Below are 26,180 nucleotides of genomic sequence, written 5' to 3' on the forward strand. Positions count from 1 at the left end.
ATTAAGTTAGAGAAGTTGTGATGGGATCGATTAATAAAGCTGGCATGATGCTGCATTAAAAATGGATTTCCTTGAGAGTGCTTTCTGCTTGATGGTAGTGCATTATTTTGGCAAGATAAATGAGTTTGACAGTGTTACTAGCAATTCAGTAGAACTTACTTCATAGGGAGTGTGTGAAGTAACGGCAGGTTTGTCGTCAATTTACAGGAGTATCTATGTTTAAAATGATTTTAAAAAAATCTTTAATTTGCAGTTTAATCTTATTTAGCATGAACGCTCAGTCTGAGCTAAGTAAAGAGTTTTTAGCCAATCAATGTTATCAGTTATCCCATGTCCTTGTTTCGACCTCGGAAAAACAGCATAGACAGCAATGCATTGATAAACTTCATATGGCATCAATGCAAGTAAATACAGCAGCAGCCTTGATCATGGAGGATGAGCCTAATTCAGCAAAAGGGATGTTAAATAATGCAGTTGCTGATTTGCAATATGCTGAATTACTAAGCTGTAACCAATACATTCAAATCGTGCATTCAAAATTTGAAGCACAAAAAATTAAAACATTATTATAACGATACATGATTTCCAAGATTATATTGGAGGGATGGGAACAATATTGGGCTTTCCCAATCCTTGATATCGCGCATAGAGCACGATATCAAGGTAAAGAACAGTTTGCTCGCCCTGATCTATCGATACAAATTACTTAGGCTTCCATCATGTAAGTTAATTTTGATTAAATAATTTTTAAATAAATTAATTGTAATTCTTGTTTAAACTGATTAAGTTAATGCGGTAAATAAACAAGGAGTGAAATATGACATGTAAGTTTTACCCACTAGTTATTAGTGGCTTCTTCTTAGCAAATGCAGCATTTGCTACTACCCCACCTATCCTTGATAAGGATGGGCCAGTTTGTTCAAGTATGCTTTGTGCATTTAAAAGTTCTGGTGGAGTGTATGTTAATGGGACTGGTTATTATGTGCAACCCAGCGAAACGGGACTGGGTTTAGTGACTGACAGTTGGTTGTTTGAGGCTCCAGGTGGCTCCCAAGCGCAAAGCAAGCCTTTTAACCCAGGCTATCAATGGGCTGGTAGTGTGGCCTTAGGTTATGACATACCTATGACCGCAAACAATGTTGAAGTCAGCTATCTTTATTTAAATAACAAAACTCATGCAGTAAATTCTTTTGCAAATGGTTCCATTTTATTTGGAAGCATTTTATTTCCTGATGCCACTATCCCGGTAGATTTTGATCCAGGACTGGTCAGCGATGCGTATTTGAGTTACCGAGTAGATCAAGTAGATGTTAAAGCAGGAAGAAAATACAGTGATACTTCTGGAGTATTCACTATTCGTCCTTCTTTAGGGGTACGATATGCGCAAATAAAACATGAGCTGACTTTTGCGGCTCCTGGCGATTTGAACAGTAAATTTAGTGGGGCTGGACCGCTTTTTGGTTTGGACGGCCACTATAATTTATGGAATGGATTTGGCTTGCTTGGTTATTTTGATTATGCACTGATGGCAGGATCAATGCAGTCTTATTCTGCTGTTTTTCTTGGGTCAAATCTGAGCTTTAATTGGCCTAAACGCAATCGAGTTGTAAATAGCGTTACAGGAAAAATTGGATTAGATTATACTCACCAATTGCATAATGCTTCTACTTGGACTGCGGCAGTAGGATATCAAATTAATGAATATTTTAGTTCGATGGATACACTTAGGGGCTTTACCGGTATAGGTAATTTAGGTCCTCAAAGGATTGCTGGAAATGAAACTAATAATTTCTCATTTCAGGGTCTTTTCTTAAGTTTAACATTACATGCTTAAAATATTAAGTCCAAGCGAAATACACACCACTTAGACCCACGATGATTTTTAAATCTAAATGGGTTGATTTCCCAGCTAAGAGTTAAGCGCTTGAGCTGGGAAGAAACTCAAAGGTACTTCCCATGATGCGAAGTGACTTCCATGAATTTCTTTACGATACTCTCAAGTTCAGTTTTTTGAATAGCTGTAGTTTGTTGATTATTTAGTTTACTTTCTAATTTCGATAAGGGGGTATCTAGATAAAAAGTGCTTTTACTTGCAGCGTTACTGTTAAATGCCTCTTCAAGGTCATTGCCTTTATGCTCGATTACATTTAGTAATAAGTTCGTAATCGCCCGTGTATCAATATTTCGATCCATTGCAATACTCAACGCATGAACAAGGTGCATAATGCCATTTTCACCTTTGCGTACTCCTGTATTGATTGGTTGAGTCAATGCTGAGCTTACTGTCTCTGGTGATTTTTTAAAAAAATCGTGAATTAGATCTACGAGTAGATTGAACATTTTTGTATTATTTTCAATGTAAGATGCGGAAACTAGCGCTGTTAAAATAATATGGAAGGCATGCGTTCCTTGATGGTAGCCATTTTGAGTGATTTTAGTTAGTGAGTCCATTAATGGTTGGGGGTGCTTTTCATTTATTATTAAAAGAATTTTGCACAGGGTACTTACAGCATCAATATTGTCTTGAGAACATCGCGCAAGTGTAGGTATTATAAAATCCATAAACCCAGTCCCAGAAAATGCACCTTTAGTAACTTCTTGAGTTAGAGCAAATCCTAACTCATTAGGCGAGTGAGTAATAAACTTCGCTAAGAGTTCAACAATTAAATTTGTTATCGATTGATTACAATCATACTCAGAGGCATTTTTTAATGCATAAATAAGGTTGAATAAGGCATTTGTTCCGCTTGTAAAACCACTTTCAATCGGTTTAACCATAATTGAGGAAAGGGTATGCCCCTCTTGTTCCAATAAATGTGAAAAAATTGAATTAATAGCGATTAAAGTTGGAGAAAAAATAGAATTAAAAGTTGCACTGTAGAGTCGATCCATCCAAACAAAAACTCCGGTTTGACCTTTAAATTCACCGGCGTCAATTGTTTTTCCAAGCATTTTAATTGCAAGATGAGGATATTGTTTACTTATTTGATACAGGATAGAAGCAATTTCATAAGAAGAAGATAAATTTTTATTTTTCATGGCATGAGACAAACCATAGGTCAGCCAATATAAGGTGTTACTTTGTTCGAGCTCAGATTCGGATAAACTGTCCTGGTCTAGGTAGGATTTTATTTGATTGATAAGTTCCGATAATTCACTCTCAGAGAGAGCAGGTGCAACATCGCCTTTATATTCTTTAATCGGAGTGTTAAGGAAGTTCTCTTGAATCATTTTTTCAATCATATGCTATTCTGTGAATTGATGTTTTTTATTATAACGAGCTTAAGTTGTATATTCAAAGATTTTTCATCTAGCAATATTTTTTTACAAATATAGTCCCAATAAATCAAATATTTTCCTCATTATGTAATTTTATAAATGGCAATACAAATTCTATTTTTATAAATAAATACCTTCTTGCTCTATAATTAATCATAAAGTTAATGATTTTAACGTAGAGGTTACTATGGATGAAAAGATTGCGATAGAAAAACCTAAACCGAGAAAACATACTCCATTTTTTATATTACTAGAGAAGACCCAGAGAACTACTCTTTATACCTCCTATGCAGGAGATGAAGATGATTATCCACATAAACATGATGGTGTTTTGAAGCAATTACAGACCTATGTGAATGCCGGTAATGAGGAAGAATACAATAAATTAATTAATAAATTTCCCCATCGTATCTTTCGACGAACAAAAGGTGAAGTATATGAAATGTTTGATGAAGGTAAAGAAATTGAGCTGCGTATTGCCTTGCAAGTCAAGGCGCATAGTTTGACTTGGTATTTCTGGAAGCCAGGCGTTATGGATCAATATCCTCAAGAGTTTAGAGATATACTTTATCATGCTGCGGCACAGGCACATAGAAAGGTGACAAATGGGTGTGATTTATATTATCGTGGAAGTAATTCAGTACACCTAAAGTTAATGCATCACTTAGAAATTGAATCTCTTCATAACCATAACCACTATCGGTTAAAAAATAATCAACCTTATACTCCAGAGGATTTTAACCAACATATGGACGCTTTAAAAGAAACGGAAGCTTTTGCTCAGTTCTTTAATGAGGGTGAGATTGAACGAATTGAAGAGCGATTTGCTCGATTTTATGCTGATTGGCATACAAAACGGGAAGGAGAGTTATCAAAACATGAGGAATATATGCACGATCCTTCTCAGCGGTTAAACACCGGTGATGTAATCGAGTTAATGCTATTTGGCTATCAACAAGAACCCTGTCGTATTAATGTTAGTGAATTAAAAATTGATTATGATCGAGCAAGAAAAGAAATTGAAGAAGCAGTAGAAAAAGGGGGGACTTCTGAAGCGCAACTTGAATTAACCCAAAAGCTTGAAGAAATAGAAAAGCAATATAAAGCTCTTTTAAAGTATCGAGAGAAAGGGGGAAGTCGTGGTTTACTATCAGAAATTGGTGCTACGCGACAAACTTATCAATCGGAATTTAAACCCAATCCTTATGTAGGTGGACAAGACAGTAGTTTTGGCGCTCCGCCAGAGGTACCTGAGTGGGCAACAAAACTAAAGAAACTTGTCGATGAAGGCAAAAAAGCTATGATTGAGACAAGAGCCGAAAGAGAAATTATAGAAGCTTCTCAAAAAGAAGAAGCCATAAAAAGTTTTGAAGAAGAGGTTCCCGAGCATATTCGTAGAGCAAATAAGCAAAAGAATGTGACGTTTTTTAAGGAAGAAACCAAAGAAGAAACTAAAGATGACCATCAAGATGATCTATTGAAAGGATTCCAAACCAAATAAGAGAGATAGAAGGCAATATTATTAAGAGGATGAAAATATGCAAACTACAAAATTATTTAATGAAGCAGATTATAAGAAAAGAGCAGAATTAATCCTTCAAAATCTTGATAGTGTTCAATTAGATATAGAAAAGTATAATAAAGAGCTTTTTCATCTGGGCGAAAAACTAGACCAGGTCAATTCATTCCCTGAGTTTTTTAAAGTTGTAAATGACATTATTAAAACAGAATCAGAGCTTGATAAATTTCTTATAAAAGAAATGAAGGGTTTGAATCAAAATATAAAAAATATTCTGATACAAGATATAAAAGATAAAAGTGAATTTCAGTCTTTGACTAACGTTCTAAGTTTTAATGAAATTATAACGGATAAAATTTTAAAAATAAAGAACGGTTAAGTTTCTATCTTTTAAAAGAAGAATTACCCGAAGCAAAATATAATCTTGCGAAAAAATTCATTCATTCTATTGCTGTTTTAAAGCCAATTACCGAGCTCATTGAAAAACAAAAGACTCATTTGAAAGCTGTATTAGAATCAGCAGATTCAATGGAGCAAATTAATGAAATAGAAAGACAGATTGATGCTCAAGATCGTGATTTATTAGAGGCGTATCAGGTGTTAATTAATTTTCCAGAAGATGAGCAGACTGCGGAGGCCGTTATTAAATTTTTAGAGAAAAATCAGCACCTAAAAAATCTTATGGAATCTTTTGATTTTGCTGAGTCTTTAATGGATGATGTTCTTAATGCAAAGACAAAAGTATCTGTTTTAAATCATGGCCCTAAGTAATGGGAACCAGGAATAAAGTCATAACAATAATGGTAGTTTGAACAAATTAACCTGATATATGTTCAAAAAGAGGATTAAAATGTCGGGACATATCTTCGTTTCTATCAAAAATAAATGGAACATTTTTTTACTATATTGAAGCTGTTCGCTCAATTTTAAGCGAATTCAATCGTAGACCTCTGGAATAAATCTTCTTGCACTTGTTATTTTCTTCAGACTTCGCTATTATTTGCGGGCATTCGGGGCGTAGCGCAGCCTGGTAGCGTACTAGCATGGGGTGCTAGTGGTCGAAGGTTCAAATCCTTCCGTCCCGACCATAAAATCTCCTTTGAAATCAGTAAGTTGTATCTTCTTAGTTAAACCCATTAAAAATAAAAAATTCTGCTAGGTGTACTTCTGGGTGTACTTAGGTATTTTTATATTGTTACTTTGTATTTATTAATATTGGAGTTTGATTCAAAATATATCTTTGTATGGAAGATCATTTAATAAGATATTTAACGGTGACTAGTAATCGAATTTAAACGGGAAATAAAATGACAAGCAATCAACAACGTGCCGCCCTTCAACGCCAAATTTGGGCTATTGCCAATGATGTGCGCGGCTCAGTAGATGGCTGGGATTTCAAACAATATGTCCTCGGCACCTTGTTTTACCGCTTCATCAGCGAAAACTTTGCCCTTTATATTGAGGCGGATGATGATAGTATTCATTACGCAGAGCTTCGCGATGATGTTATCACGCCAGACATCAAAGACGATGCCATAAAAACTAAGGGCTACTTCATCTACCCCAGCCAGTTGTTTGCCAATGTTGCTAAAGACGCCAACAACAACGAAAACTTGAACACCGATTTGGCCACGATTTTTTCCGCTATAGAAACCTCGGCCAGTGGCTATCCCTCCGAAGGCGACATCAAAGGTCTATTTGCCGACTTCGATACCACCAGTAACCGACTCGGTAATACCGTTAAAGACAAAAACAGTCGTTTAGCGGCGGTATTGAAAGGCGTGGCAGGTTTGGATTTTGGACATGATTTTTATGAAAAAAGTGATGCCGCCCAGATTGACCTGTTCGGCGATGCTTACGAATTCCTGATTTCCAACTATGCCGCCAATGCCGGTAAATCCGGTGGTGAATTCTTTACCCCGCAGCACGTTTCCAAGCTGATTGCCCAGCTTGCCATGCACAAGCAAACCAGCGTCAATAAAATTTATGACCCTGCCTGTGGTTCAGGCTCACTGCTGCTGCAAGCCAAAAAGCACTTCGACGCCCATATTATTGAAGAGGGCTTCTTCGGTCAGGAAATCAACCATACCACCTATAACCTGGCACGGATGAACATGTTTTTGCACAACATCAATTACGACAAGTTCAATATGCAGCTGGGAAATACCTTGACAGACCCGCACTTTCTTGACGACAAACCCTTTGATGCCATCGTCTCCAACCCACCGTATTCGGTAAAATGGATAGGTAGCGATGATCCAACCCTGATTAACGATGATCGCTTTGCCCCCGCGGGTGTATTAGCACCTAAATCCAAAGCCGACTTTGCCTTTGTACTGCATGCGCTTAGTTACTTATCCAGTAAAGGCCGCGCTGCCATTGTCTGCTTTCCCGGTATTTTTTACCGTGGCGGTGCCGAGCAGAAAATCCGCCAGTATCTGGTAGATAACAACTATGTGGAAACGGTCATCTCTCTCGCACCCAACCTGTTTTTTGGTACCACCATTGCGGTGAATATTCTGGTGCTCTCTAAGCACAAAACGGATACCACCACCCAGTTTATTGATGCCAGTGATTTATTTAAAAAAGAAACTAATAACAACATCCTGACCGATGCACACATCAAAGAAATCATGGCGGTGTTTGATAGCAAAGCAAATGTGGATCACTTCGCCCAATCCATACCTTCTGAAACCATAGCTGCCAACGACTACAACCTGTCGGTAAGTAGCTATGTGGAAGCCAAAGACAACCGCGAAGTGGTGGACATTAACCAGCTCAATGCCGAGATAAAAACCACCGTTGCTAAGATCAATCAGCTACGTAACGATATTGATGCGATTGTGGCGGAGATTGAAGGCAAAGAGGTTGAGGCATGAGCGATATGAGCTATATGGAAAAATTGCTGGATGGAGTGGAGGTGGAATGGAAGCCGTTAGGTGATGTTGCTGCGATTAATACCGGACAAAAGCCATCTGAAATTCTTGATAGTGCGACAGATTTTGATTATATCAATGCTGGTACATCTAGGTCAGGATATAGTGCAAGTACCAATTGCGAAGGCGACACAGTAACAACTCCATCTCGAGGGCAAGGGGGGATAGGTTATGTAGGTTATCAAAAAGATCCTTTTTGGTTAGGTCCTTTGTGCTACAAGATAAAGTCACTTGATAGTGCTTTTTTGATCAATAAATATATCTTCTATTTTTTTCAATCAAAAAGCGAATTGTTATTAGGTTTAAAAAAAGAAGGTGGAGTTCCTGCTGTCAATAAGTCTGATTTGGCAAAATTAGAAATCCCCATCCCCTGCCCAGAAAACCCCAAAAAATCACTAGAAATCCAAGCAGAAATCGTCCGCATTCTGGACACCTTTACCGAGCTAACCGCCGAGCTAACCGCCGAGCTAACCGCCCGCAAAAAACAATACAACTACTATCGCGACCAGTTGTTGAGTTTTGAAGAAGGTGAAGTGGAGTGGAGGACGTTAGGGGAATTGGCAGAGTATTCTAAAATTCGTATTAGCTATACAGAACTCAATAGTAGTAATTATGTTGGTGTTGAGAGTCTCTTACAAAATCGAGCAGGTAAAACAGACTCTATTCGTACCCCAGAAAGTGGCAATCTTACACAATACAATGCCAACGACATCTTAATAGGAAATATACGACCTTATTTAAAAAAGATTTGGTATGCCGATCGTACTGGCGGTGCTAATGGTGATGTACTTGTTATTCATCCTACTCATAGTTCTCTAAATCCTCGATATTTATATCAGGTCTTAGCTGATGACAAGTTCTTTGAGTATAATATGCAGCACGCTAAAGGCGCTAAAATGCCGCGAGGCAACAAGCCGAAAATCATGGAGTACTTGATTCCCATTCCATTAGCTAGCGATCCTGAAAAATCCCTTGCTGAACAAGATCGCATCGTTGCCATCTTGGATAAATTCGACGCTCTAACCAACTCAATCACTGAAGGCTTACCGTGCGAAATTGAATTGCGCCAACAACAATACGAGTATTACCGCGATTTGTTGTTGAGTTTCCCGAAGCCGGATGCAGAGGTAGCGGCCTGATATGAGCAAGTCACTAACGGAAATAGCACAGCAGCTAAAAGACGCCAATAAAAAAGTGCAGTTGATCTACGCTTTTAATGGTTCAGGTAAAACGCGCCTTTCGCGGGCCTTTAAGGAACTAATTGCACCCAAAAATGATAGCGATGAGGGAAGTGATGAAATAGATCAACCTGAGTTGTCACGCAACAAAATACTCTACTACAACGCCTTTACCGAAGACTTGTTCTATTGGGATAATGATTTAGAAAGTGATACCGAACCCAAGCTAAAAATCCAACCTAATTCATTTACCGACTGGATTCTAAAAGAACAAGGACAAGATCAAAATATCATTGCCAACTTTCAGCGTTATACAAATGACAAGCTTACCCCTCGCTTTAATGAAGAATATAAAACTAAAGACAAAGATGAAAAAGAGGTTACAGTAAAGGCGTTTTCAGAAGTGACTTTCTCCCTTGAACGGGGTAACAAGGAACACTTGGGCAACCTGAAAATCTCCAAAGGCGAAGAAAGTAGCTTTATCTGGAGTATTTTCTATACTCTGATTGATCTAATAATTGAAGCGCTTAGCGAAGTCGATCCTGACTATCCAGAGCCTACACCATTTGATGAGCTTGAGTATGTTTTTGTTGATGATCCGGCAAGCTCACTGGATGAGAATCATTTGATTGAGCTTGCTGTCGATCTGGCTGAGCTTATTAGAAGAAATCAATCTGAAGTTAAGTTCATTATCACAACCCACAACCCGCTTTTTATAATGTATTACATAATGAGCTTAGAGAAGATGATAAAAAAACAGGTTATAAAGCTAAAAATTTCAAGAAATATCGCCTCGTGAAGAATGAGGATGGGCTATCAAAGCTCGAAGAACAACCTGATGACTCGTCTTTTTCTTATCACTTGCACCTTAAATCAGAATTAGAAAAAGCCATCAATAACAATAAGTTAAGTAAATATCATTTCAATTACCTGAGAAACATTTTGGAAAAAACGACTATTTTTCTTGGATTCAAACGGTGGGGCGAGCTGCTGCCTCAATCGAATACAGGGGAAGCTAACCTTTACGAGACAAGAATGATGAACTTGCGTAGTCACTCAAAGTACGCAGGTGAAGAGGTAAAAGAACTTAACGATCAAGAGAAAATTGTTTTAACTCGTTTAATTAAGCATTTGGATAAAATTTATAAGCCTGACCTAAAAGATGGCACAGAAGGCTAAAGGAAGAACCATGACCCACTACAACACCATCGCTGAATCAAACAACTTTATCGTTCTGGATAAATACAAAAAAGAATGGAAAGTGGCCGAAAGCTACCAGAGTGAAGAGGCGTTAGAGCGCGAGTTTATTCAGGATTTGCAAAACCAGGGCTATGAGTACCTGCCAGCGCTGAATAACCAGCAGGCCATGCTGGCTAATGTGCGTGTGCACTTACAGTCCCTCAATAACGTGGCGTTTAGTGATGGTGAGTGGCGGCGTTTTGTGGAGACTTATCTAGACAAGCCTAGTGACACCATTGTGGATAAAACCCGCAAAATCCACGATGACTATATTCACGACTTTGTGTTTGACGATGGCCGCATTAAAAATATTTATCTGTTGGATAAAAACAACATCACCCGCAACAAAGTGCAGGTGATCAAGCAGTTTGAACAAACCGGCAGCCATGCCAACCGTTATGATGTGACCGTTCTGGTGAACGGCTTACCACTGGTACAAATCGAGCTGAAAAAGCGAGGTGTCGCCATACGTGAGGCTTTTAACCAAGTACATCGTTACAGCAAGGAGAGCTTTAACAGCGAGAATTCGCTGTATAAGTACTTGCAGTTGTTTGTCATCTCTAACGGCACCGATAGCCGTTATTTTGCGAATACCACCCAGCGCAACAAAAACAGCTTCGATTTCACTATGCACTGGGCTAAAGCAGATAATAGCCTGATTAAAGACCTGAAAGACTTTACCGCCACTTTCTTTCAGAAGCACACTTTGCTTAAAGTGTTGCTACACTATTCGGTGTTTGATGTAAGTGACACATTGCTCGTTATGCGCCCCTACCAAATTGCTGCCACCGAGCGTATTTTGTGGAAGATTGAAAGCTCCTATCATGCCAAAAACTGGAGCAAACCCGATAGTGGCGGTTTTATCTGGCATACCACCGGCTCTGGTAAAACCTTAACCAGCTTTAAAGCCGCACGTTTGGCTACAGAACTGCCATTTGTCGACAAGGTGTTTTTTGTGGTGGACAGAAAAGACCTTGACTACCAGACTATGAAAGAATACCAGCGCTTTTCACCCGACAGTGTGAACGGCTCAGACAGTACCGCAGGTTTAAAGCGCAATCTGGACAAAGATGATAATAAAATCATTGTCACCACCATCCAGAAGCTCAATAACTTGATGAAAAGCGAAGGCGATCTACCCATCTACAACAAGCAGGTGGTGTTTATTTTTGATGAATGCCACCGCAGCCAGTTTGGTGAAGCTCAGAAAAACCTGAACAAGAAATTCAAGCGATTCTTTCAGTTTGGTTTTACCGGCACCCCTATCTTCCCGATAAACGCTTTAGGGGCGGAGACCACCGCCAGCGTATTTGGCCGTGAATTGCATTCCTATGTGATTACCGACGCAATACGCGATGAGAAAGTGCTTAAGTTCAAGGTAGACTATAACGATGTGCGCCACAAATTTAAGGCGATTGAAACGGAACAGGATGAGAAGAAACTATCTGCCGCTGAAAACAAAGAGGCGCTGTTGCACCCAGAGCGTATTCGCGAAATTTCCCAGTACATTCTGAACAACTACCGCCAGAAAACCCACCGATTGCAGATAAACGCCAAGGGCTTTAATGCCATGTTTGCTGTGAGCAGTGTGGATGCAGCTAAGCTCTATTATGAGTCGCTGAACAAGTTGCAGGCCGATCCCTTATATAAAAACAAGGACAAACCGCTGAAAATTGCCACCATATTTTCCTTTGCTGCCAATGAAGAGCAGGAAGCGGTGGGTGAAATTCTGGATGAAAGCTTTGATGTGTCCGCTATGAATAGCAGCGCCAAAGAGTTTTTAAACGCGGCGATAGGCGATTACAACACCTTTTTTAAAACCAATTTCAGTGTCGATAGTAAAGGCTTTCAGAATTACTACCGTGATTTGGCCAAGCGGGTGAAAAACAAGGAAATCGATTTGCTGATAGTGGTGGGCATGTTCCTCACCGGCTTTGATGCCCCGACGCTTAATACACTGTTTGTGGACAAAAACCTGCGTTACCACGGTTTGATACAAGCCTTTTCGCGTACCAACCGCATTTATGATGCCACTAAAACGTTCGGTAATATTGTCACATTCCGTGACCTGGAACAGGCAACCGTAGATGCTATCACCCTATTTGGCGATAAAAACACCAAAAACGTGGTGCTGGAAAAGAGCTATAAGGAATACATGGAAGGCTTTACCGATGTGGTGACTGGTGAAGCCAGACGTGGTTTTATGGAGGTGGTAAGAGAGCTAGAGCAACGTTTTCCTGATCCGAGTGCCATTGAAAAAGAGTCTGATAAAAAAGACTTTGCCAAACTTTTTGGCGAATACCTGCGCGTAGAGAACGTGCTGCAAAACTATGATGAGTTTGCCAGCTTGAAATCGCTGCAAAGCCTTGACCTGAATAACCCCGAAGCGGTGGAAGCGTTTAAAGCAGAACATTATTTGGATGATGAAAAACTGGCTGAGTTACAATCCATACGCCTGCCAGCTGAGCGAAAGATTCAGGACTACCGTTCTACCTATAACGACATCCGCGATTGGCAGCGCCGACAAAAATTAGCAGAAGAGAAAGAAAAATCAACCATTGACTGGGATGACGTGGTGTTCGAGATAGATTTGCTGAAATCCCAAGAGATCAACCTCGATTATATTCTGGAACTGATTTTCGAGCACAACAAGAAAACCAAAAGCAAAGCCGAGTTGGTTGACGAAGTGCGCCGGGTGATCCGCGCCAGCCTCGGCAACCGCGCTAAAGAAAGCCTGATAGTGGATTTCATCAATCAAACCGATCTGGATCGGATTGGCGAAAAGTCCGGCGTGATCGAAGCATTCTTTGCCTTCGCCCAAACTGAGCAGCAACGAGAAGCCGATGAGCTGATAAATGCAGAAAACCTGAATGCCGAAGAAGCCCGACGCTATATCGCCTCCTCACTCAAACGGGAGTATGCGAGTGACCAAGGAACAGAACTTAATGCCATTCTGCCCAAGATGAGTCCATTAAATCCGCAATACCTCACCAAGAAGCAGAGCGTATTTCAAAAGATCGCCGCGTTTGTTGATAAGTTCAAAGGTGTGGGTGGAAAAGTTTAATAAAGAAACAAAGCTGTACTTAGGCACTAATTACCTGGAAATCTATGAAAACTGTTTGCGTTTATTTGGGTGCTCAATTTGGTAATGATAATGAATATAGTGATACGGCAATTTTATTGGGTAAAAAAATAGCTGCTGATGGTTTTACTTTAGTTTATGGTGGTTCAAGTCTAGGGATGATGGGGCTTCTTGCCAATACTGTAAAAGAATATGGCGGAAGGGTAGTAGGGATAATTACTAATCATCTTATCGAACAAGAAAAGCCTTTAAAAATATTAGATGAATTACATGTTGTAGATTCCATGCAGCAACGTAAGGCCATGATGCAAGAAATATCTGATATGTTTGTTGTGATGCCTGGCGGCCTTGGAACGTTAGAAGAAGCAATTGAGACATGGAATGCTATAAAAATTGGTGAATTAATAAAACCCATAGGTTTTTTAAATATTAAGGGGTATTTTGATGGGTTATTTTCATTTGTAAACTCATGTGAGCATGCAGGGTTTCTATCCAGTCAGGTAAGTAATATCCCTATTTCAAGATCTAATATTGAATTGCTATGGAATGAAATGTTTGATAACTATAAAGTAGCTAACGCTGTTTCTATTAGCGAGGTGTAACATGATTAGTCCTGTTAACCTAAATAAGTTCTAGTGATATTTATACGTGAGTGTCCAAGTTCCCGACTAATTATTCCTCTAACTTGTTTATCGATTTTTCTCTCTGTTTGATTTAGCTCTTGAGCTGTTTTCCCCCCGGCAATTGGACATCGCAAACCTATATTTAAAGGATCTAACTGTTTCGTTAATTCGATATATCTACGTTGAGCATAAGCATGACGGATACCATGTAATTTACATACACCCATTAACTTAGCCTGCTGTTGATAATGACTTAAATGCTGCTTATAGGTTCTTTCTGCAGGGATTAGTGACTCCCCCCGTCTAATCTGTTGCGAGACTTTTAATAGCCATTTCATTTGTTCTTCATTAGTAATTTTAAGCAATCGTCCAATGCCACCCTTTGTCCAACTGGGTTTTATATGTAAACAATCACCATGCCATGCTTCACTGACTACAAATTTCATGGATTCTTCCCTGCGCAAACCAAATAGCATTTGTGCTTCAAGTGATAGGCGAATATGTGGATCGGTACACAAGTTTAAATCGATTTGGTGAATGGCTTTATTTTGAGTAGGAATATAAGTGCGTTTATCAATTTGATAAGAATCATTACCAGTTTTAACCAGCTTGGGTTTATCAAGAAAATAAGCAAGTTTACGCAATTTGGACATGTAATTTTTGATAGTTGCAGGACTCTTGCCTTGTTTTTTCCAATACTCAACAAGTATGTAGATATGTTTTGGCTTTAGGCCATTTAAATGGCCAACTTTAAAACCCAATTCATGTAGGTCTTTCATGCAGCGGTTAATCATATGTTTCATATCTGCCTTACTGGCATAGGAATAACCCTGCATTTGTTTAATTAATTGGTTTACTGAATAAAGTGCACTGCGTAGTTTATTGCTCATTTAGATAACTCCAAAGTGTGGTACGGGATTTCAGCCCCATTTCATCCATGATGAGTAAGGACAAGCGGTAATGAGATATTTGAGAGGATAATTGTGAGTTTAATTGTTGAGCATAAAGATAACGCCAGCATTTTTTTCCAGAAAGCCTTAATGACTTCATGGCCTTTTGCCAGCTAAAACAGATAGCTCTATAACCATGAGTAGTAATAAGACAACCGTTCCCTTGGGTTAATAGATTAAAATCCTGTATAAGCTTTATTTGAGCTTCGGAGCGAATAGGAATCTTCCTATCCTTGCTATTAAAAGTGATTTCTCGTGTCAGTAGTAATTCATGCTCTTGAATATGTACCCCGGGCAAAATTCGCATGGCTTCGCTCATGGTCAAACCAAAATGAATTTGAAAACGCAAAAGGATTTTGGCAACAGGGTCATTGATCTTCTCTACTATATCAGCAGGGGATTTCCGAGTTTTCTTCTTAATTTTCTTAGTTTGCAAACCTAGACTGAGATTATCTATATTCTCTGCCTTATGGCCTACATGGCAGAGGAATTTGCGAATGATGGTCATGTAATTCATAAGAGTCGAAGGCTTAACCTTTTTCTTATGCCAATGTTGAATCAGTTGCTGCAAATGGAGAGAAGTCAAACCAGGCCAATTGGATGGTGCAAGTCCAAGAACAAAGAGATCCTCAATCATCCTGAGAATAACAAAGCGACGATATTTTTTGCCACGAGGGCTACCGCTATTATCATGATCCAGATACTGGCTCGCTATTTGTCTTAAAGAGTGTTTGCGCATAGTTTTATTCAATCAATTTATTTGCCCTGTCTTTGGTTTAGTGTTAATCGAGCGATTCACTCAAAGAGGATATCCAGCTTGCGCTGCAAGGCTCGAAATGGTGGGGCAAATCAAAGGTTAATGATTATTTGGTACAACGGTTTTTTAGTGGTTTATCTCCTTATTGTTTCAATACAAAAACGCACGGCAATCCAACAGCAGCTGCCGCTGATCCATGGTTAATAAAGAAGTGATTATTAACTTATCTACCCGATGGTAGCCTATCCTAGAACTACAGATTCCCGACTAGACGTCCAGCCACAGGTTAGGGAATGAGAGTGGCTTAGCATAAGACCCGAAGGTTTCGCCTGAGTTGCACAGGCTCATCAGTTATGCTTATGAAAAATTTAGCAAAGGCGAGATCTTGGAGCAATAGGTTTTGGAGGAATATTTTGTTCAATCCTGTGGTGTGGGATTGAATTTTATTTGTTAATTGGTTGATTTTAAATTTGAATTTTTTAGAAGAGCTCCTGCGTCACTGCTGAGATATTGCAGTGACGCATTAAGTTATTTTTTCTTTGCGGTGACTTCATAATCATTAGTTAAGTAAACTTGCTTTGTATTGACGTAAACCAGCTTTTTATTTCCTCATAGCCATTGCGTTCTTTTAAACGCTCTAATGTCATGTTATTAGCTACATCTTCATTTAGCCAGCTTTTGATAGTTCGTCTTTGGATTTTTCCTTGTCCATTTAATTGAGCTCTGATCTCACTTTCAACATCACAGTCATCGGAGAGAATGAAGTTAAAAGTATGGCCAACAATTGGTTTTAAAGTGTCATTTATTGCATCTATGTGAAGGTAGTTTTCCATTTCTCTTTTTGTCGTAAGGAAGGCCTCTGAACCATCCATTCTTAAACAAACTTTATCTTTAGCATCTTGATATTTATACTTTCCATTTTTCAGCTCATCTCTATCGTAAATATGTACTTCTGGAAGTCCAATGTTTCGTAGATAGTGTTGATTTACCCATTCTTGTAATGTACTTCCTCCTAGGACTACAAATGCAACTCTAGGATCTGTAAAAATGTTGGTGATATTATTGCCCTCAACTTTGAGTAACTGGTTTATTCGTTTAAGAAATTGGAGATCGTGAGGCCCCTCCATACACACTAAGACTTTTGCTCGTTTGTCTGGAATAATGCCTAAATCTTTAATAATTTTTTGGATTATTTCATCGTTTGCCATAAATATTTTATTATTATTTTCATCATGAGATGAAACATATCGAACTGAATTAATGGGTAGGAGAGATGCTAAAGCAGGTACATGGGTTGTTAACATTACTTGGCAGCCATCTACTTCAGTGATGGTTTGTAATGCTTCAATAACTTTTCTTTGATTATATGGATGTTGAGCTGTTTCTGGTTCTTCTATTGCATAAATTATATTATTTTTTTATGTTTTTCTCTAAGTCTTTCAGCCTCCGCGCGAAAAAAACTGAACAATATTAATCTACGAACTCCACTGCCTCTCTTATTGATAGGAATTTCATCTTCTCCAGTGAGTGATATTTTAAAAAGACTATCCCACTTAGGATCAGATTTAAAAACTGGTTTAAGTTGTGATGACAACGCTTCATCAAAATCAGCAAGTTTTTTAATGGTGCGTTGTGCGACATCTAAAGTATGAATTTTAACTTTTTCTTTTACAGCGTCCAATTCAGTTTGTACATCTTCAATGGCTTGTTTAATTGCGACTTTCAGTGGATCTTGTACTTCAGAGTCCTCATCAGTAGATGGACGATCAGCCCTGAATAAAGCATATTCTGGTAAGTGCTTTGAAAGTTGTTCCCAGATTGCTTTTGCATCTTCCTTATCTAGTTGTATTGAAGATGGTTTTAACTGCAGTTCACTCAAACTTCCCCAAAGAGCTTTTCTCAATGCAGGGCTAGAACGTTTATCTACTTCGTTATCGATACCGGACGTTTTGGCTAATTGTTTTAATTCACTGATTTTTTTTGATAATAAATCCTCATAACCCTTAGCAGTTGGATGGTTTGCTATAGCATATATCTTTGCTTTTTTTAGATTCCCATCAGAAAATTCATATATCTTATGAATCTCTAATTCTCCATTACAGTTTAACAGGTATTCATTTTTAAGCGTGGTTGTGGTTGTTGAGTCAATAACGATTTGCTCTGGGAAATTATCAAAAACACAACCAATTCGTAATTCACCAATTTTTCCTGCATGAACACAGTAGTCTGAATAATCAATTTTTGCTAATGGATGGTCAAAGAAAATAGCTAATGCATCAAAAATTGAAGATTTTCCAGCGTCATTTTTACCAATAAATGCAGTTAGTTGATCCACTTCTATCGTATGTTTATTTTTATACCCACGAAAATTTTGCAGTATAATCTTTTTGAGAAGCATTATTTTCTCCATTATTTAAATTTAAGATTACCTCGAATCTATAATTTGAACCGGAATAACTTACATTTTTGGTATATATTTTGTTTAATATTTATGCAGGCATGAATTATTTCTCTGAGCTAGATCCCAGCGATCTTAATTCTAATCCCTCTATTTCTTGAAGTGATTTACCTGCTATACCCTGTAAATCTCCATACATACCTATAGTCGCACTTGTAACTCTTTCAATTTGCTCACTGCGTTTAGCCCATTGTTTCATAATAACCTTACGTTCCTTTTCTAAATCAGTTTGCATTGATGAAAAAGCATCAACTATAGCTTCTACCCTCTGTCTAAATCGAGGACCGGTTAGATAATCATAGACCATTTCCATTTTTGTTTGCTGGCCCGTAGCAGAGTTCCGCGCTAAAGATACTTCAAGGAGTGTCTGACGCAGTACCATTGCCACAGGAAATGCAGCTTTTGGGTGAGTGACCCATACACCATTTATTAATTCAAAACTATCTATGCCTTGTGGGAGAGTTTGACTGACTATAACTGCAATTTCCGCTTTAGCTGCTCTTTGATCATCTTTTAATTTTGAGATCCAGCTATCACTCCAATTTTTAGTGCGCTTTGACTCCCATAGAATCATGCCACAAACTTGCCCAGTTGAGTTTTTAACTTGTTGTATAACATCTCCACCAAATTCACCTTTAGGCACTGGCTCTATTGAATCGAAAGGAAATTTTGTTTGTAGCAAAGATTCAATAGCAAGCTCTTGAGCTTCCCCTTGAAGTTGTTGTGATCCTTGCTCTGCTTTTCGTTTTAAATCTTCTATTTGCTTCTGCATAGATGAAATTGTTTGTTCTTTCTCTCTAATTTTTAGATTCAGCGATTCCTCTATTTCTTGTCTTGCCATTGATCTAGCTTGATCTATGCCTTCGCTAATACGTTTTTCTATAGTAAGTTCCATTTCTCTTTTAGTGTCATCTAATTCACGTTGTTTTTTAATAAAGTCGGCTTCAGCTTTTTGGGCTATAGCTAATTTTTCATCGCGGGATTTAAGGATTTCTTGTAAATCAAAAATATCTTTAGATTTCTTATCTAACTCTGTTTCGAAGGCAATTTTTGCTTTGCTTGCTTCTTCTTTCGATATCGTAGTACGTTCAATTTTTAGTTGCTCTTGAACTTGCTTTGAAATTTGTTCATCGATTTTTTGTTGTTTCTCTTTTAGCTCTGATTCTTTTAGTCGAATAGCATTTTCTTTGTCATAGATTTCTTTATCTTTAAGTCTTATTTTTTCTTCAAATTGTTTCTTAGTAGACTCTATTAAAGGGGCGGCTAAAGATTCAGTTAATTTGATCTCAGTTTTGCATGAGGGGCAAATGATTGTAGGTTCTGACATTGTATAATTCCTTTTACTGGACTTATCTAATTATAGTTAGTATTAATGCCTTGCTCAAAGGTTAATTAGAAATCTCATACATGGTAATTAAGTGACAGTTTTTACAAAAAACATTAATAGTAGTATGCTTTACATAATACGGCTCGTTCCCCTACATCGAAAAATGCACGAACGGGTTTTCTTTTCTATAAATCTTCAAAAAAATTTTGCACTATAGTAAATTTTCTCGAATCTTTAAAGCAGCAATCTTGATAGTATTTTGTGGTTTAGAGAGTTATTTTTGTCTTCAGCCAACCCAACTTTTTTGACCTAACCAACTAGCTGGATAAGGCCAATAAGCTCCTGAACGATTAACTTTGGCTAGCTGTTCTTGTAATCCATCTATGATCTGTGCAAAAAGTATCTCATCAGGATCAATTTGCTGAAATTGTTTCCAGGCTTCATTTTTATAGCTAGGGAGGGGGTAGAGTTGCCAAAATTGTTCAAATTTTTGGTATAGCTCTTTTAGGTTACTGTCGGGCTGCGTCTTGAAGGCTAATTTTGAGTTGGCTGACTTGCCGGGTTTGATTGATTTCAGATTTTCTGATGGTAATGATTGATTCTCTTCTGCTTGGGTTGATGGATTTGCTTCAGGATGAGATTTATTTTCAAGCTCTATCGGCTCATGTGGGTTAGCCAGAAGACATTTCACAATGAGGTTTTTGGTTGTTGAGCGAATTTCTATAATGCCTTGGCGTGCCAGAGATTTAATTACACGTTTCATTTGCTGGTGACTAGGGCAGCCTGTTTTTACGCCTTTGATTGGGGCGACATAAAGTGTTTCTCTCAGTGACTGGTAGCTGATTTTGCGCTTGATGCCGACCATAAACGTTTTTCTGTCCATGTAGGGGCGGATGCCCATGAGATAGACCACTCTTTGCATGAGAGGGATTTCGCTGAGTGCGTCCAGTTCGTATGTGGTGACAAATAAGAAATCCATTTCGACTCCTGTTTTAACCCTATATTTTTATTTCGATTGATATCAAACGCTATCAATCGATGACATTTAGATAACCAAGATGCATTAAACTTGATTCATTCTAGGAAATTGGTTGAGAGTGTCAATAGGGGAAATGGGTTTGATAGCAATTGATATTAAATGAACCTTATATTTTTTTACTGAGAAGTTTTTGCATTGGTAATTGGTTATTTTTGTTCAAAATTGTTTAAAAATTTTTCCTCGCGCGCGTAAAAACATAAAAAACAGATTTTGGAGTTATGAGGTGGGTCGGCCTAGAGAATTTTTCTTTGTCTGGTTTTTAGATTCGACAGGTTATTTCTTCTTGCTATTATTGGATCTTGCTATGTCGGGTTTGTGCCGGGTTGATGTGTCGGGTTAAGGTCGGCCTTGTTTTGGACGGATTTAGGCTCATTGATTTGGGGAGTTAAAAAAATTGTGGTGAAAGTTTAGTTTAATGGTTATCTATTGATGATGTTTATTTAATTTGGAGTGATTGTCAAAGAGTTTTTCTAGTTGTTATTGATTGAACGTATATTAAGTAATTTTTAATTGGTGTCATTTTGTCACCGCTTTATCTTTTTCAACCGGTTACAAAATGTAACCATTTGCGATTTGCTTTTGGTTTGAATATTAACCCAACATGATTCCACTCTAGCCGTAACCTCAGAGAGATTGAGATGAACGGGTATTATAGGGTTTGGCTTTTATGACCATTGACATGTAATACTACACCATTTTTGTGGCATTGGATTTTGTTGAGAGAATGTTAATACCAGCGGATAAAGAAAAGCCTGAATTTTACTAATAATTTCTTGGAATTGAATCGGTATATACTCTTGCTTGAGCCGTTTGGTAAAGGCTAGCCATTGAGTTTGTTTTAATTGTATAAATTGATTTGAAAACGCCTCAATGTCATCTGATAATAAGGTGTTACGGTTTTCAAATGTCAGACGTATTGCTTCTGAAAGTTCCTTACCATTAAAATCGAATTGTCTGGATAACATCCAAATATCATAAAAGTCTTTCATTCTACTATTGAGGCTACCTAGTTTAATTATTGCCTCAAATTTTTCTGCAATGGCAGTTTCTCTGCTGTAAGTAAACAATTCTGGTGCTGGAAGATCCAGGATTGTTGGCATAACTGATTGTTCAGGAACAGGATAAACAACATCACCAAAACCAATATCGATTTGCATATGAATTTTTGCTGTATCGAGATTGCCTTTAAAGAGTATTCTTATCCCATGATAATCAGCATCTTCTTTAATCCGTTCTGCCTGCAATGTGGTTGCGTCAAAAACGAGGCCGTCTTCTGGAACATTAACTGATAGTATTTCTTTCATCTGTTGAACAATATTTATTTCATCGTTACTTGTTTTTCCCAGCATATCAATATCCATAGTCGGCCTGGACTCCGGAGCGTTCCATACCCTTAGCATCAATGCACCTTTTAAGATGAACTTATTTTTGTGCTGGGATAGTGATAGACGATAAAGAAATCGCTCCATTGCATAATATTGGAGGATTTCATTAAATGGTTTTTGGTTGGTTTTCGAATGATTTAATAAACGCTGTCGGATTGATGCAGCACTATTTTTTGGCGATTTCATATCATTACTTCCAGGTAGGGGGCTATGACTTTATCAACTCTACAAATTCTAGCGAATTTGAGGATTTCATTCATATTAAATTGTTTTCTAGCTCGATAAAATTTTATTGCTTCCAGCACTATATCCATACCGATTTTATTCCTATATTTAAAACAATCAGCGATTGTCTTTTCAGCAGAATAAATTTTTATGTTGGCCTCATCTATAAGATGCTCTTCTATACCAGCCAGATATGCTTGCCCTGAAAAGCGATGGACTTGAATCGGTGGATAAGCGAGTGAGGGCGTGTGAGTTTCTCTTGGTATGGCTATAGATACAGAATGAGGTATTTGGGTTGTTAGTTCATGATATGACAGCGCAGAAATCAGACAAATAACTGCATTAGGAATACGAAGACTAACTGTTACCAGATCTTGATTGCTAAGTGGAGGGAGACTAGTGAGTCGATATACTCCTCTACTAATTTGCTCAATAATTCCATTATCTTTAAGCGAATAGAGCATATAACGGGTGATGCCATGCTTTATAGCCTCACTCATTCTTAGCTGTCCGCCATATTGACGGAATATTTCCTCAGGATTTTTGTTTGCCATTATCAGACAAATCCTTTCCATTTGTTTATATATGGTAAGATTATGTCTGATTTATTTTATTTGTGCAAATAGATAAATTGCCTTGATGATCTCAGATAACAGAAATTTAGTATATTCTTTTTCAAATTGTTCACGAACAAGAGGATCTTGCATTTCTCGTTCAAAAGTAGATAAATCTTTTTTAGTCATATTAGTTATCTTCATTATTCAATTGAAAGGGAGGTGGCAATTTGCCACTACTCTTAACCGAACTTTATTATCAATTGTTAATTTCAGTCGGTGACAAAATGTCACCGACTGGTATTTAGTCCAGACAATTTATGCACAGAGATTTAAATGAAGTGGTTTGGGTTTTTTACCTTTTGCCTTTACAAACGCTCTGCTTCTTTTAAAGTTCGAATAAAAATTCTTTTGATCAGCTTTAGTCTGAGTCTGGGTTTGTTCGATAATATAGAGTCGTAATACTTGTTCGGTGTTTTCATTCATATTAGTTATTTCATCTTCACATTTTTCCCATTTGCTGACAGCTGTGTGTGATTCATGAACTACGGTTTCACCAAATTCACGTAGAGGCATGGAAAAATAGGAGCGAATGAATTTAACTTGATTGCCCGTTAATCTTTCTTCTTGGATAGCTAATTTTTTTATAATTTCATCAGCAACGTAGCAGACATCAATTTTGGGATGCCATTCGTCATTGATATTAATCATTTTTACATTCTCTAATTCAATAGGAAAACCAAGCCCTTCATACAGGAATGCGGGTTCAATTTTAGTTTTCATGGTGTTTCCTCCTCGCTTAAATTGATCACTGTAATAATGGGCATTAGATCATCAGTATTAGAAGGTTTTATAATCATTACTATATTATGGTTTTTGTAAACTGGGTTTACAAATGTTATTTTAAAATTTATTAATAAATGAATTCGCTGCGCTCATGGGTTCCTGGATTTCACGTTGTTTCATCCAGGCTACGTCTGAATTGTCGCGAGATAAGGATTCAAGTTGTTGGCTCCATCGTTCTAATGCATCTTTTCTTTGGGGCAGCATTTCATTTTTATTATAGGTGGCCATTATTTTAGGCATCTTATGCCCTAGACATTTCTCAATCACCACCGGATCAACATGCAAGGCCTCACCAAGCTGAGTTGCAAAGGTGCGTCTTAGATCATGCGCTGTCCAGTGGGGGATGCCGACTCGTGATTGTATTCTGATTACAGCTCTTGGCATAGCTCGATCGGATAAAATACTTTGGTCGTCTGCGCCTGTAATGACGTATTCTGAATTGCTGTGTGCTTTGAGTTCTCGTAATACCTTTTTGGTTAGTTCTGTGAGGTGGATTCTCATGACTATGTTGGTTTTGGTATTTTCGGCAGGGATTGTCCATAAGGAGTTTTCAAAATCGAATTCTGACCATTTGGCTACTCGTATTTCTCCTGTTCTTACGCCTGTAAGTAGGATGATTTTCAGAGCTGCTCTGATCTGGAAAGAGGTGGCATGTTCTTCACTGTCGAGAAATTGCCATAGGGTTTTTACTTCATCGAGAGTTAAATAGCGTTCTCTGGGTTTTTCTATACCGCCTATGTCTCTGGCTCGTATGGTCATGGCAGGGTTTAGTAGCATTTCGCCTCGGCTTACAGCATAGTTGAAGGCTTGCTTTAGTGTGCTTAGTACTTTGTTTGCATGAACAGGAGAGCCACGGCCTACAATTTTATCGAGGGCTTGGGTGATTTCACGAGTTTTTAAGTGTTCCAGTTTCTTATTGCCTAATAGGGGAATAATATCCACTTTGATATGCTGCCAGATTTGCAGCGGTTGGGCGCGGTGTTTTTCAATGTAGTTGGTGTACCAGTGGAGTATCAGATTTTTTACTGTGCTTTGGTCTTTCTGTTTTTGTTCTGCGATCTGCTCTTTGGGATTTACTTCGCCATGGCGTATGTCGCTTAAATCGATAAAACGTTTCTTCGCTTCCGATAAACTCATAGCAGGGTAGTGACCTATGGTGATGAAATGCCTTTGACCGTTGATTCTGTAACGATACAGAAATGTCTTTAGCCCTTTTGGGGTTACACGGACGCCAAAACCTCCATCTCTGAATTCTTCGTAGCGAGCAGATCTTGGTTTTAGCGATCGAATATAGGCGTCTGTAAATTGTCTTTCCATCATTGCACCACTTAAAAATTAGGTGTACTTTTAGGTGTACTTTCGTGAGATCTCACATGAAATTGTTTGATATTTTTTGAAGTATAGCACGCGGTGAAAATATATAAAATACAATGAGTTAGTGTTACTATTTGATATCAAATGATACTGTTTGAAAACGGTCTTTTTAAGAATGGGGTGCTAGTGGTCGAAGGTTCAAATCCTTCCGTCCCGACCAAAAAATCCCCTTTAAAATCAATCAGTTACACAAGGGCTCTTCCCCATTTCCGGGGGCACTAATCAAGAACACAAAACCTTAACCCTTAATCTGTAGTTTTCAAAATTTCTAAACCCATAAGCACGTCTTTGAATCAGCTTCATCTTGCGATGGAAACCTTCTGTAATGCCATTGTTTTTAGTAAACCGCCACATTCTAACCACTTCTTCCCGCCATTGATATAATGTTTTACCTAGAGTCTTTAGTGATTCGAAATGACTTTCCTTCAGACTGGTAACGAGTTTAAGAAAGAGAGGGATTAAACGCGTACACTGTTTTGCGGTACGATGTTTTCGCATGAGTAATCGATGTAATCGCTGTTTAAAGTAATATATTGCAGCAATGACAGGCTGTTGTTGCAAATAACGCTCTCGTCTATTGAGCCGCTTTACAGTGAGGTTATTAGGATTGGTTCTCAATGCGGCCAAGAGACCTCGCTGATATTTCATTTCAGGGTCAATCTGCTGATAAGTCTGTAAACAGAATTGGTTCAATAAACGAATCACATGAAAGCGATCGGCAACAATCATCGCATTGGGAAAGTAACGCCTGATTAACTTGCGGTAACTGGAGCTTAAGTCAATACAAACTACCTGTACCTTATCTTTTCCTTCTAACGTGTTGAGATAGCCTTCTAAATCCTTTTCTGAACGCCCCTCAACCACATCAAATATTTTGTGTTTGGCCAAGTCACAAAAGGTTGTGGCATAACCTACTTTCCTATTGAATGAATGCTCATCCAGACCAAGAACTCTTGGGCAAGAACGGTTTAATATCTTTTTATGACGAAGCTCATAGCCGTAATGATACCAGCGCTCTACAGTGGATTTACCCAGCTTTAAATCACGTGCTAAATCCTTTTGACTCACTCCTTTGCTATGGTAGTGAAACACCTGCTTTCGTAAACTCTCGCTCGCTCTTTGGTATTTACCAATCCCCGGGAAACGCTGATTAAAATAGCGACCACACGCAGGACAATAATACTTATGAGCCTTGATACACAAGTAACTGCGACGCAATCCAATCGACTCATGGCGGATTCGCCTTATGAAACTGTCTTTTTTACGTAACTTCTTATTGCCACAATGAACGCATCGAACAATACAACGATAAGTAACTTCGATATAAACCGGGTTCTCTCCACTTACCTTTTTAATAGAATATCCCGGTAAATTTAGGATACAATCTTTCTTAGGCATTTTAATCTTCC

General features: G+C 38.2%; 24 protein-coding genes, 1 tRNA gene and 1 pseudogene. 12 read left to right on the forward strand and 14 right to left on the reverse strand.

Features of this window, described 5'->3' with window-relative positions; translation table 11 throughout:
* Positions 1-215: 215 nt before the first annotated feature.
* A complete protein-coding gene (locus EL220_RS03110; protein ID WP_027270830.1) occupies positions 216-572 on the forward strand; it encodes a hypothetical protein in 357 nt (118 codons plus the stop codon).
* Between the two features lie 245 nt (positions 573-817).
* Entirely contained in the window at positions 818-1,834 is a 1,017-nt protein-coding gene (locus EL220_RS03115) for an Lpg1974 family pore-forming outer membrane protein (protein ID WP_027270831.1), read from the forward strand.
* Positions 1,835-1,941: 107 nt separating this feature from the next.
* Here the strand turns inward: EL220_RS03115 and EL220_RS03120 are convergent, their stop codons facing one another.
* Complete coding sequence (locus EL220_RS03120) at positions 1,942-3,243, reverse strand: hypothetical protein (protein WP_027270832.1); 1,302 nt, start codon at positions 3,241-3,243, stop codon at positions 1,942-1,944.
* Between the two features lie 223 nt (positions 3,244-3,466).
* On the opposite strand from EL220_RS03120, the gene EL220_RS03125 reads away from it, so the two are divergent.
* The 10 genes from EL220_RS03125 to EL220_RS03160 all read left to right on the forward strand — a co-directional run bounded on the left by EL220_RS03125 (position 3,467) and on the right by EL220_RS03160 (position 13,835).
* Positions 3,467-4,780 (forward strand): hypothetical protein, encoded by a 1,314-nt coding sequence (locus tag EL220_RS03125; protein WP_027270833.1) that lies wholly within the window; start codon positions 3,467-3,469, stop codon positions 4,778-4,780.
* Positions 4,781-4,817: 37 nt separating this feature from the next.
* Positions 4,818-5,177: a hypothetical protein gene (locus tag EL220_RS18495; protein WP_232002588.1), complete on the forward strand. Its 360-nt coding sequence runs from the start codon at positions 4,818-4,820 to the stop codon at positions 5,175-5,177.
* 149 nt (positions 5,178-5,326) lie between these two features.
* The gene (locus EL220_RS18500) at positions 5,327-5,569 is read left to right on the forward strand and encodes a hypothetical protein (RefSeq protein ID WP_232002589.1); all 243 of its coding nucleotides are present in this window, start codon (positions 5,327-5,329) and stop codon (positions 5,567-5,569) included.
* A gap of 240 nt (positions 5,570-5,809) precedes the next feature.
* Positions 5,810-5,886: transfer RNA gene (locus EL220_RS03135), tRNA-Pro, on the forward strand.
* A gap of 219 nt (positions 5,887-6,105) precedes the next feature.
* Positions 6,106-7,677: a type I restriction-modification system subunit M gene (locus EL220_RS03140; protein ID WP_027270835.1), complete on the forward strand. Its 1,572-nt coding sequence runs from the start codon at positions 6,106-6,108 to the stop codon at positions 7,675-7,677.
* Positions 7,674-8,873, forward strand: a complete 1,200-nt coding sequence (locus EL220_RS03145) for a restriction endonuclease subunit S (RefSeq protein WP_027270836.1) — start codon at positions 7,674-7,676, stop codon at positions 8,871-8,873. Before EL220_RS03140 ends, EL220_RS03145 begins: the two co-directional genes overlap by 4 nt.
* Before the next feature lies 1 nt (position 8,874).
* Positions 8,875-9,711 (forward strand): ATP-binding protein, encoded by an 837-nt coding sequence (locus EL220_RS03150; protein ID WP_197720974.1) that lies wholly within the window; start codon positions 8,875-8,877, stop codon positions 9,709-9,711.
* Positions 9,708-10,091, forward strand: a complete 384-nt coding sequence (locus tag EL220_RS18320; RefSeq protein ID WP_197720975.1) for a hypothetical protein — start codon at positions 9,708-9,710, stop codon at positions 10,089-10,091. The genes EL220_RS03150 and EL220_RS18320 overlap by 4 nt, the downstream gene beginning before the upstream one ends.
* 10 nt (positions 10,092-10,101) lie before the next feature.
* Complete coding sequence (locus EL220_RS03155) at positions 10,102-13,215, forward strand: type I restriction endonuclease subunit R (RefSeq protein ID WP_027270838.1); 3,114 nt, start codon at positions 10,102-10,104, stop codon at positions 13,213-13,215.
* A gap of 44 nt (positions 13,216-13,259) precedes the next feature.
* Positions 13,260-13,835 carry an LOG family protein gene (locus EL220_RS03160; protein ID WP_027270839.1) on the forward strand — a complete coding sequence of 192 codons (576 nt, stop codon included), beginning with the start codon at positions 13,260-13,262 and terminating at the stop codon, positions 13,833-13,835.
* A 14-nt stretch (positions 13,836-13,849) separates the two neighbouring features.
* Here the strand turns inward: EL220_RS03160 and EL220_RS03165 are convergent, their stop codons facing one another.
* The 13 genes and pseudogenes from EL220_RS03165 to EL220_RS03215 all read right to left on the reverse strand — a co-directional run bounded on the left by EL220_RS03165 (position 13,850) and on the right by EL220_RS03215 (position 26,169).
* Complete coding sequence (locus EL220_RS03165; RefSeq protein WP_027270840.1) at positions 13,850-14,746, reverse strand: phage integrase N-terminal domain-containing protein; 897 nt, start codon at positions 14,744-14,746, stop codon at positions 13,850-13,852.
* Positions 14,736-15,545 carry a phage integrase N-terminal domain-containing protein gene (locus tag EL220_RS03170; protein ID WP_027270841.1) on the reverse strand — a complete coding sequence of 270 codons (810 nt, stop codon included), beginning with the start codon at positions 15,543-15,545 and terminating at the stop codon, positions 14,736-14,738. The genes EL220_RS03165 and EL220_RS03170 overlap by 11 nt, the downstream gene beginning before the upstream one ends.
* A gap of 581 nt (positions 15,546-16,126) precedes the next feature.
* Complete coding sequence (locus EL220_RS03175; RefSeq protein ID WP_232002590.1) at positions 16,127-16,867, reverse strand: hypothetical protein; 741 nt, start codon at positions 16,865-16,867, stop codon at positions 16,127-16,129.
* 33 nt (positions 16,868-16,900) lie between these two features.
* Positions 16,901-16,972 (reverse strand): annotated as a pseudogene (locus EL220_RS19750) (hypothetical protein); the annotation flags it as partial.
* Entirely contained in the window at positions 16,969-17,961 is a 993-nt protein-coding gene (locus EL220_RS03180) for an ATP-binding protein (RefSeq protein WP_164838755.1), read from the reverse strand. The pseudogene EL220_RS19750 and the gene EL220_RS03180, both read right to left, overlap by 4 nt.
* A gap of 106 nt (positions 17,962-18,067) precedes the next feature.
* Complete coding sequence (locus EL220_RS03185) at positions 18,068-19,348, reverse strand: DUF2130 domain-containing protein (protein WP_027270843.1); 1,281 nt, start codon at positions 19,346-19,348, stop codon at positions 18,068-18,070.
* Positions 19,349-19,634: 286 nt separating this feature from the next.
* On the reverse strand, positions 19,635-20,327 hold the full coding sequence (locus EL220_RS03190; protein WP_027270844.1) for a hypothetical protein: 693 nt from the start codon (positions 20,325-20,327) through the stop codon (positions 19,635-19,637).
* Between the two features lie 725 nt (positions 20,328-21,052).
* Positions 21,053-21,958: a nucleotidyl transferase AbiEii/AbiGii toxin family protein gene (locus EL220_RS03195; protein WP_027270845.1), complete on the reverse strand. Its 906-nt coding sequence runs from the start codon at positions 21,956-21,958 to the stop codon at positions 21,053-21,055.
* Positions 21,955-22,551: a type IV toxin-antitoxin system AbiEi family antitoxin domain-containing protein gene (locus EL220_RS03200; RefSeq protein ID WP_027270846.1), complete on the reverse strand. Its 597-nt coding sequence runs from the start codon at positions 22,549-22,551 to the stop codon at positions 21,955-21,957. Before EL220_RS03200 ends, EL220_RS03195 begins: the two co-directional genes overlap by 4 nt.
* Before the next feature lie 51 nt (positions 22,552-22,602).
* Positions 22,603-22,740 (reverse strand): hypothetical protein, encoded by a 138-nt coding sequence (locus EL220_RS18115; RefSeq protein ID WP_155833967.1) that lies wholly within the window; start codon positions 22,738-22,740, stop codon positions 22,603-22,605.
* Positions 22,741-22,869: 129 nt separating this feature from the next.
* A complete protein-coding gene (locus tag EL220_RS03205; protein WP_128130818.1) occupies positions 22,870-23,334 on the reverse strand; it encodes a hypothetical protein in 465 nt (154 codons plus the stop codon).
* A gap of 120 nt (positions 23,335-23,454) precedes the next feature.
* Positions 23,455-24,717, reverse strand: coding sequence for a tyrosine-type recombinase/integrase (locus EL220_RS03210; RefSeq protein WP_081779053.1), 1,263 nt, complete (start codon positions 24,715-24,717; stop codon positions 23,455-23,457).
* A 276-nt stretch (positions 24,718-24,993) separates the two neighbouring features.
* Entirely contained in the window at positions 24,994-26,169 is a 1,176-nt protein-coding gene (locus EL220_RS03215; RefSeq protein WP_128130819.1) for an ISL3 family transposase, read from the reverse strand.
* Positions 26,170-26,180: the final 11 nt, after the last annotated feature.

The organism is Legionella sainthelensi (assembly GCF_900637685.1).
Taxonomy (GTDB): domain Bacteria; phylum Pseudomonadota; class Gammaproteobacteria; order Legionellales; family Legionellaceae; genus Legionella; species Legionella sainthelensi.

Coding starts and splice junctions, on each gene's coding strand:
- EL220_RS03110 (WP_027270830.1), top strand. CDS start 216: ATGTTTAAAATGATTTTAAAAAAATCTTTAATTTGCAGTTTAATCTTA.
- EL220_RS03115 (WP_027270831.1), top strand. CDS start 818: ATGACATGTAAGTTTTACCCACTAGTTATTAGTGGCTTCTTCTTAGCA.
- EL220_RS03120 (WP_027270832.1), bottom strand. CDS start 3,243: ATGATTGAAAAAATGATTCAAGAGAACTTCCTTAACACTCCGATTAAA.
- EL220_RS03125 (WP_027270833.1), top strand. CDS start 3,467: ATGGATGAAAAGATTGCGATAGAAAAACCTAAACCGAGAAAACATACT.
- EL220_RS18495 (WP_232002588.1), top strand. CDS start 4,818: ATGCAAACTACAAAATTATTTAATGAAGCAGATTATAAGAAAAGAGCA.
- EL220_RS18500 (WP_232002589.1), top strand. CDS start 5,327: ATGGAGCAAATTAATGAAATAGAAAGACAGATTGATGCTCAAGATCGT.
- EL220_RS03140 (WP_027270835.1), top strand. CDS start 6,106: ATGACAAGCAATCAACAACGTGCCGCCCTTCAACGCCAAATTTGGGCT.
- EL220_RS03145 (WP_027270836.1), top strand. CDS start 7,674: ATGAGCGATATGAGCTATATGGAAAAATTGCTGGATGGAGTGGAGGTG.
- EL220_RS03150 (WP_197720974.1), top strand. CDS start 8,875: ATGAGCAAGTCACTAACGGAAATAGCACAGCAGCTAAAAGACGCCAAT.
- EL220_RS03155 (WP_027270838.1), top strand. CDS start 10,102: ATGACCCACTACAACACCATCGCTGAATCAAACAACTTTATCGTTCTG.
- EL220_RS03160 (WP_027270839.1), top strand. CDS start 13,260: ATGAAAACTGTTTGCGTTTATTTGGGTGCTCAATTTGGTAATGATAAT.
- EL220_RS03165 (WP_027270840.1), bottom strand. CDS start 14,746: ATGAGCAATAAACTACGCAGTGCACTTTATTCAGTAAACCAATTAATT.
- EL220_RS03170 (WP_027270841.1), bottom strand. CDS start 15,545: ATGCGCAAACACTCTTTAAGACAAATAGCGAGCCAGTATCTGGATCAT.
- EL220_RS03175 (WP_232002590.1), bottom strand. CDS start 16,867: ATGTTAACAACCCATGTACCTGCTTTAGCATCTCTCCTACCCATTAAT.
- EL220_RS03180 (WP_164838755.1), bottom strand. CDS start 17,961: ATGCTTCTCAAAAAGATTATACTGCAAAATTTTCGTGGGTATAAAAAT.
- EL220_RS03185 (WP_027270843.1), bottom strand. CDS start 19,348: ATGTCAGAACCTACAATCATTTGCCCCTCATGCAAAACTGAGATCAAA.
- EL220_RS03190 (WP_027270844.1), bottom strand. CDS start 20,327: ATGGATTTCTTATTTGTCACCACATACGAACTGGACGCACTCAGCGAA.
- EL220_RS03195 (WP_027270845.1), bottom strand. CDS start 21,958: ATGAAATCGCCAAAAAATAGTGCTGCATCAATCCGACAGCGTTTATTA.
- EL220_RS03200 (WP_027270846.1), bottom strand. CDS start 22,551: ATGGCAAACAAAAATCCTGAGGAAATATTCCGTCAATATGGCGGACAG.
- EL220_RS18115 (WP_155833967.1), bottom strand. CDS start 22,740: ATGACTAAAAAAGATTTATCTACTTTTGAACGAGAAATGCAAGATCCT.
- EL220_RS03205 (WP_128130818.1), bottom strand. CDS start 23,334: ATGAAAACTAAAATTGAACCCGCATTCCTGTATGAAGGGCTTGGTTTT.
- EL220_RS03210 (WP_081779053.1), bottom strand. CDS start 24,717: ATGATGGAAAGACAATTTACAGACGCCTATATTCGATCGCTAAAACCA.
- EL220_RS03215 (WP_128130819.1), bottom strand. CDS start 26,169: ATGCCTAAGAAAGATTGTATCCTAAATTTACCGGGATATTCTATTAAA.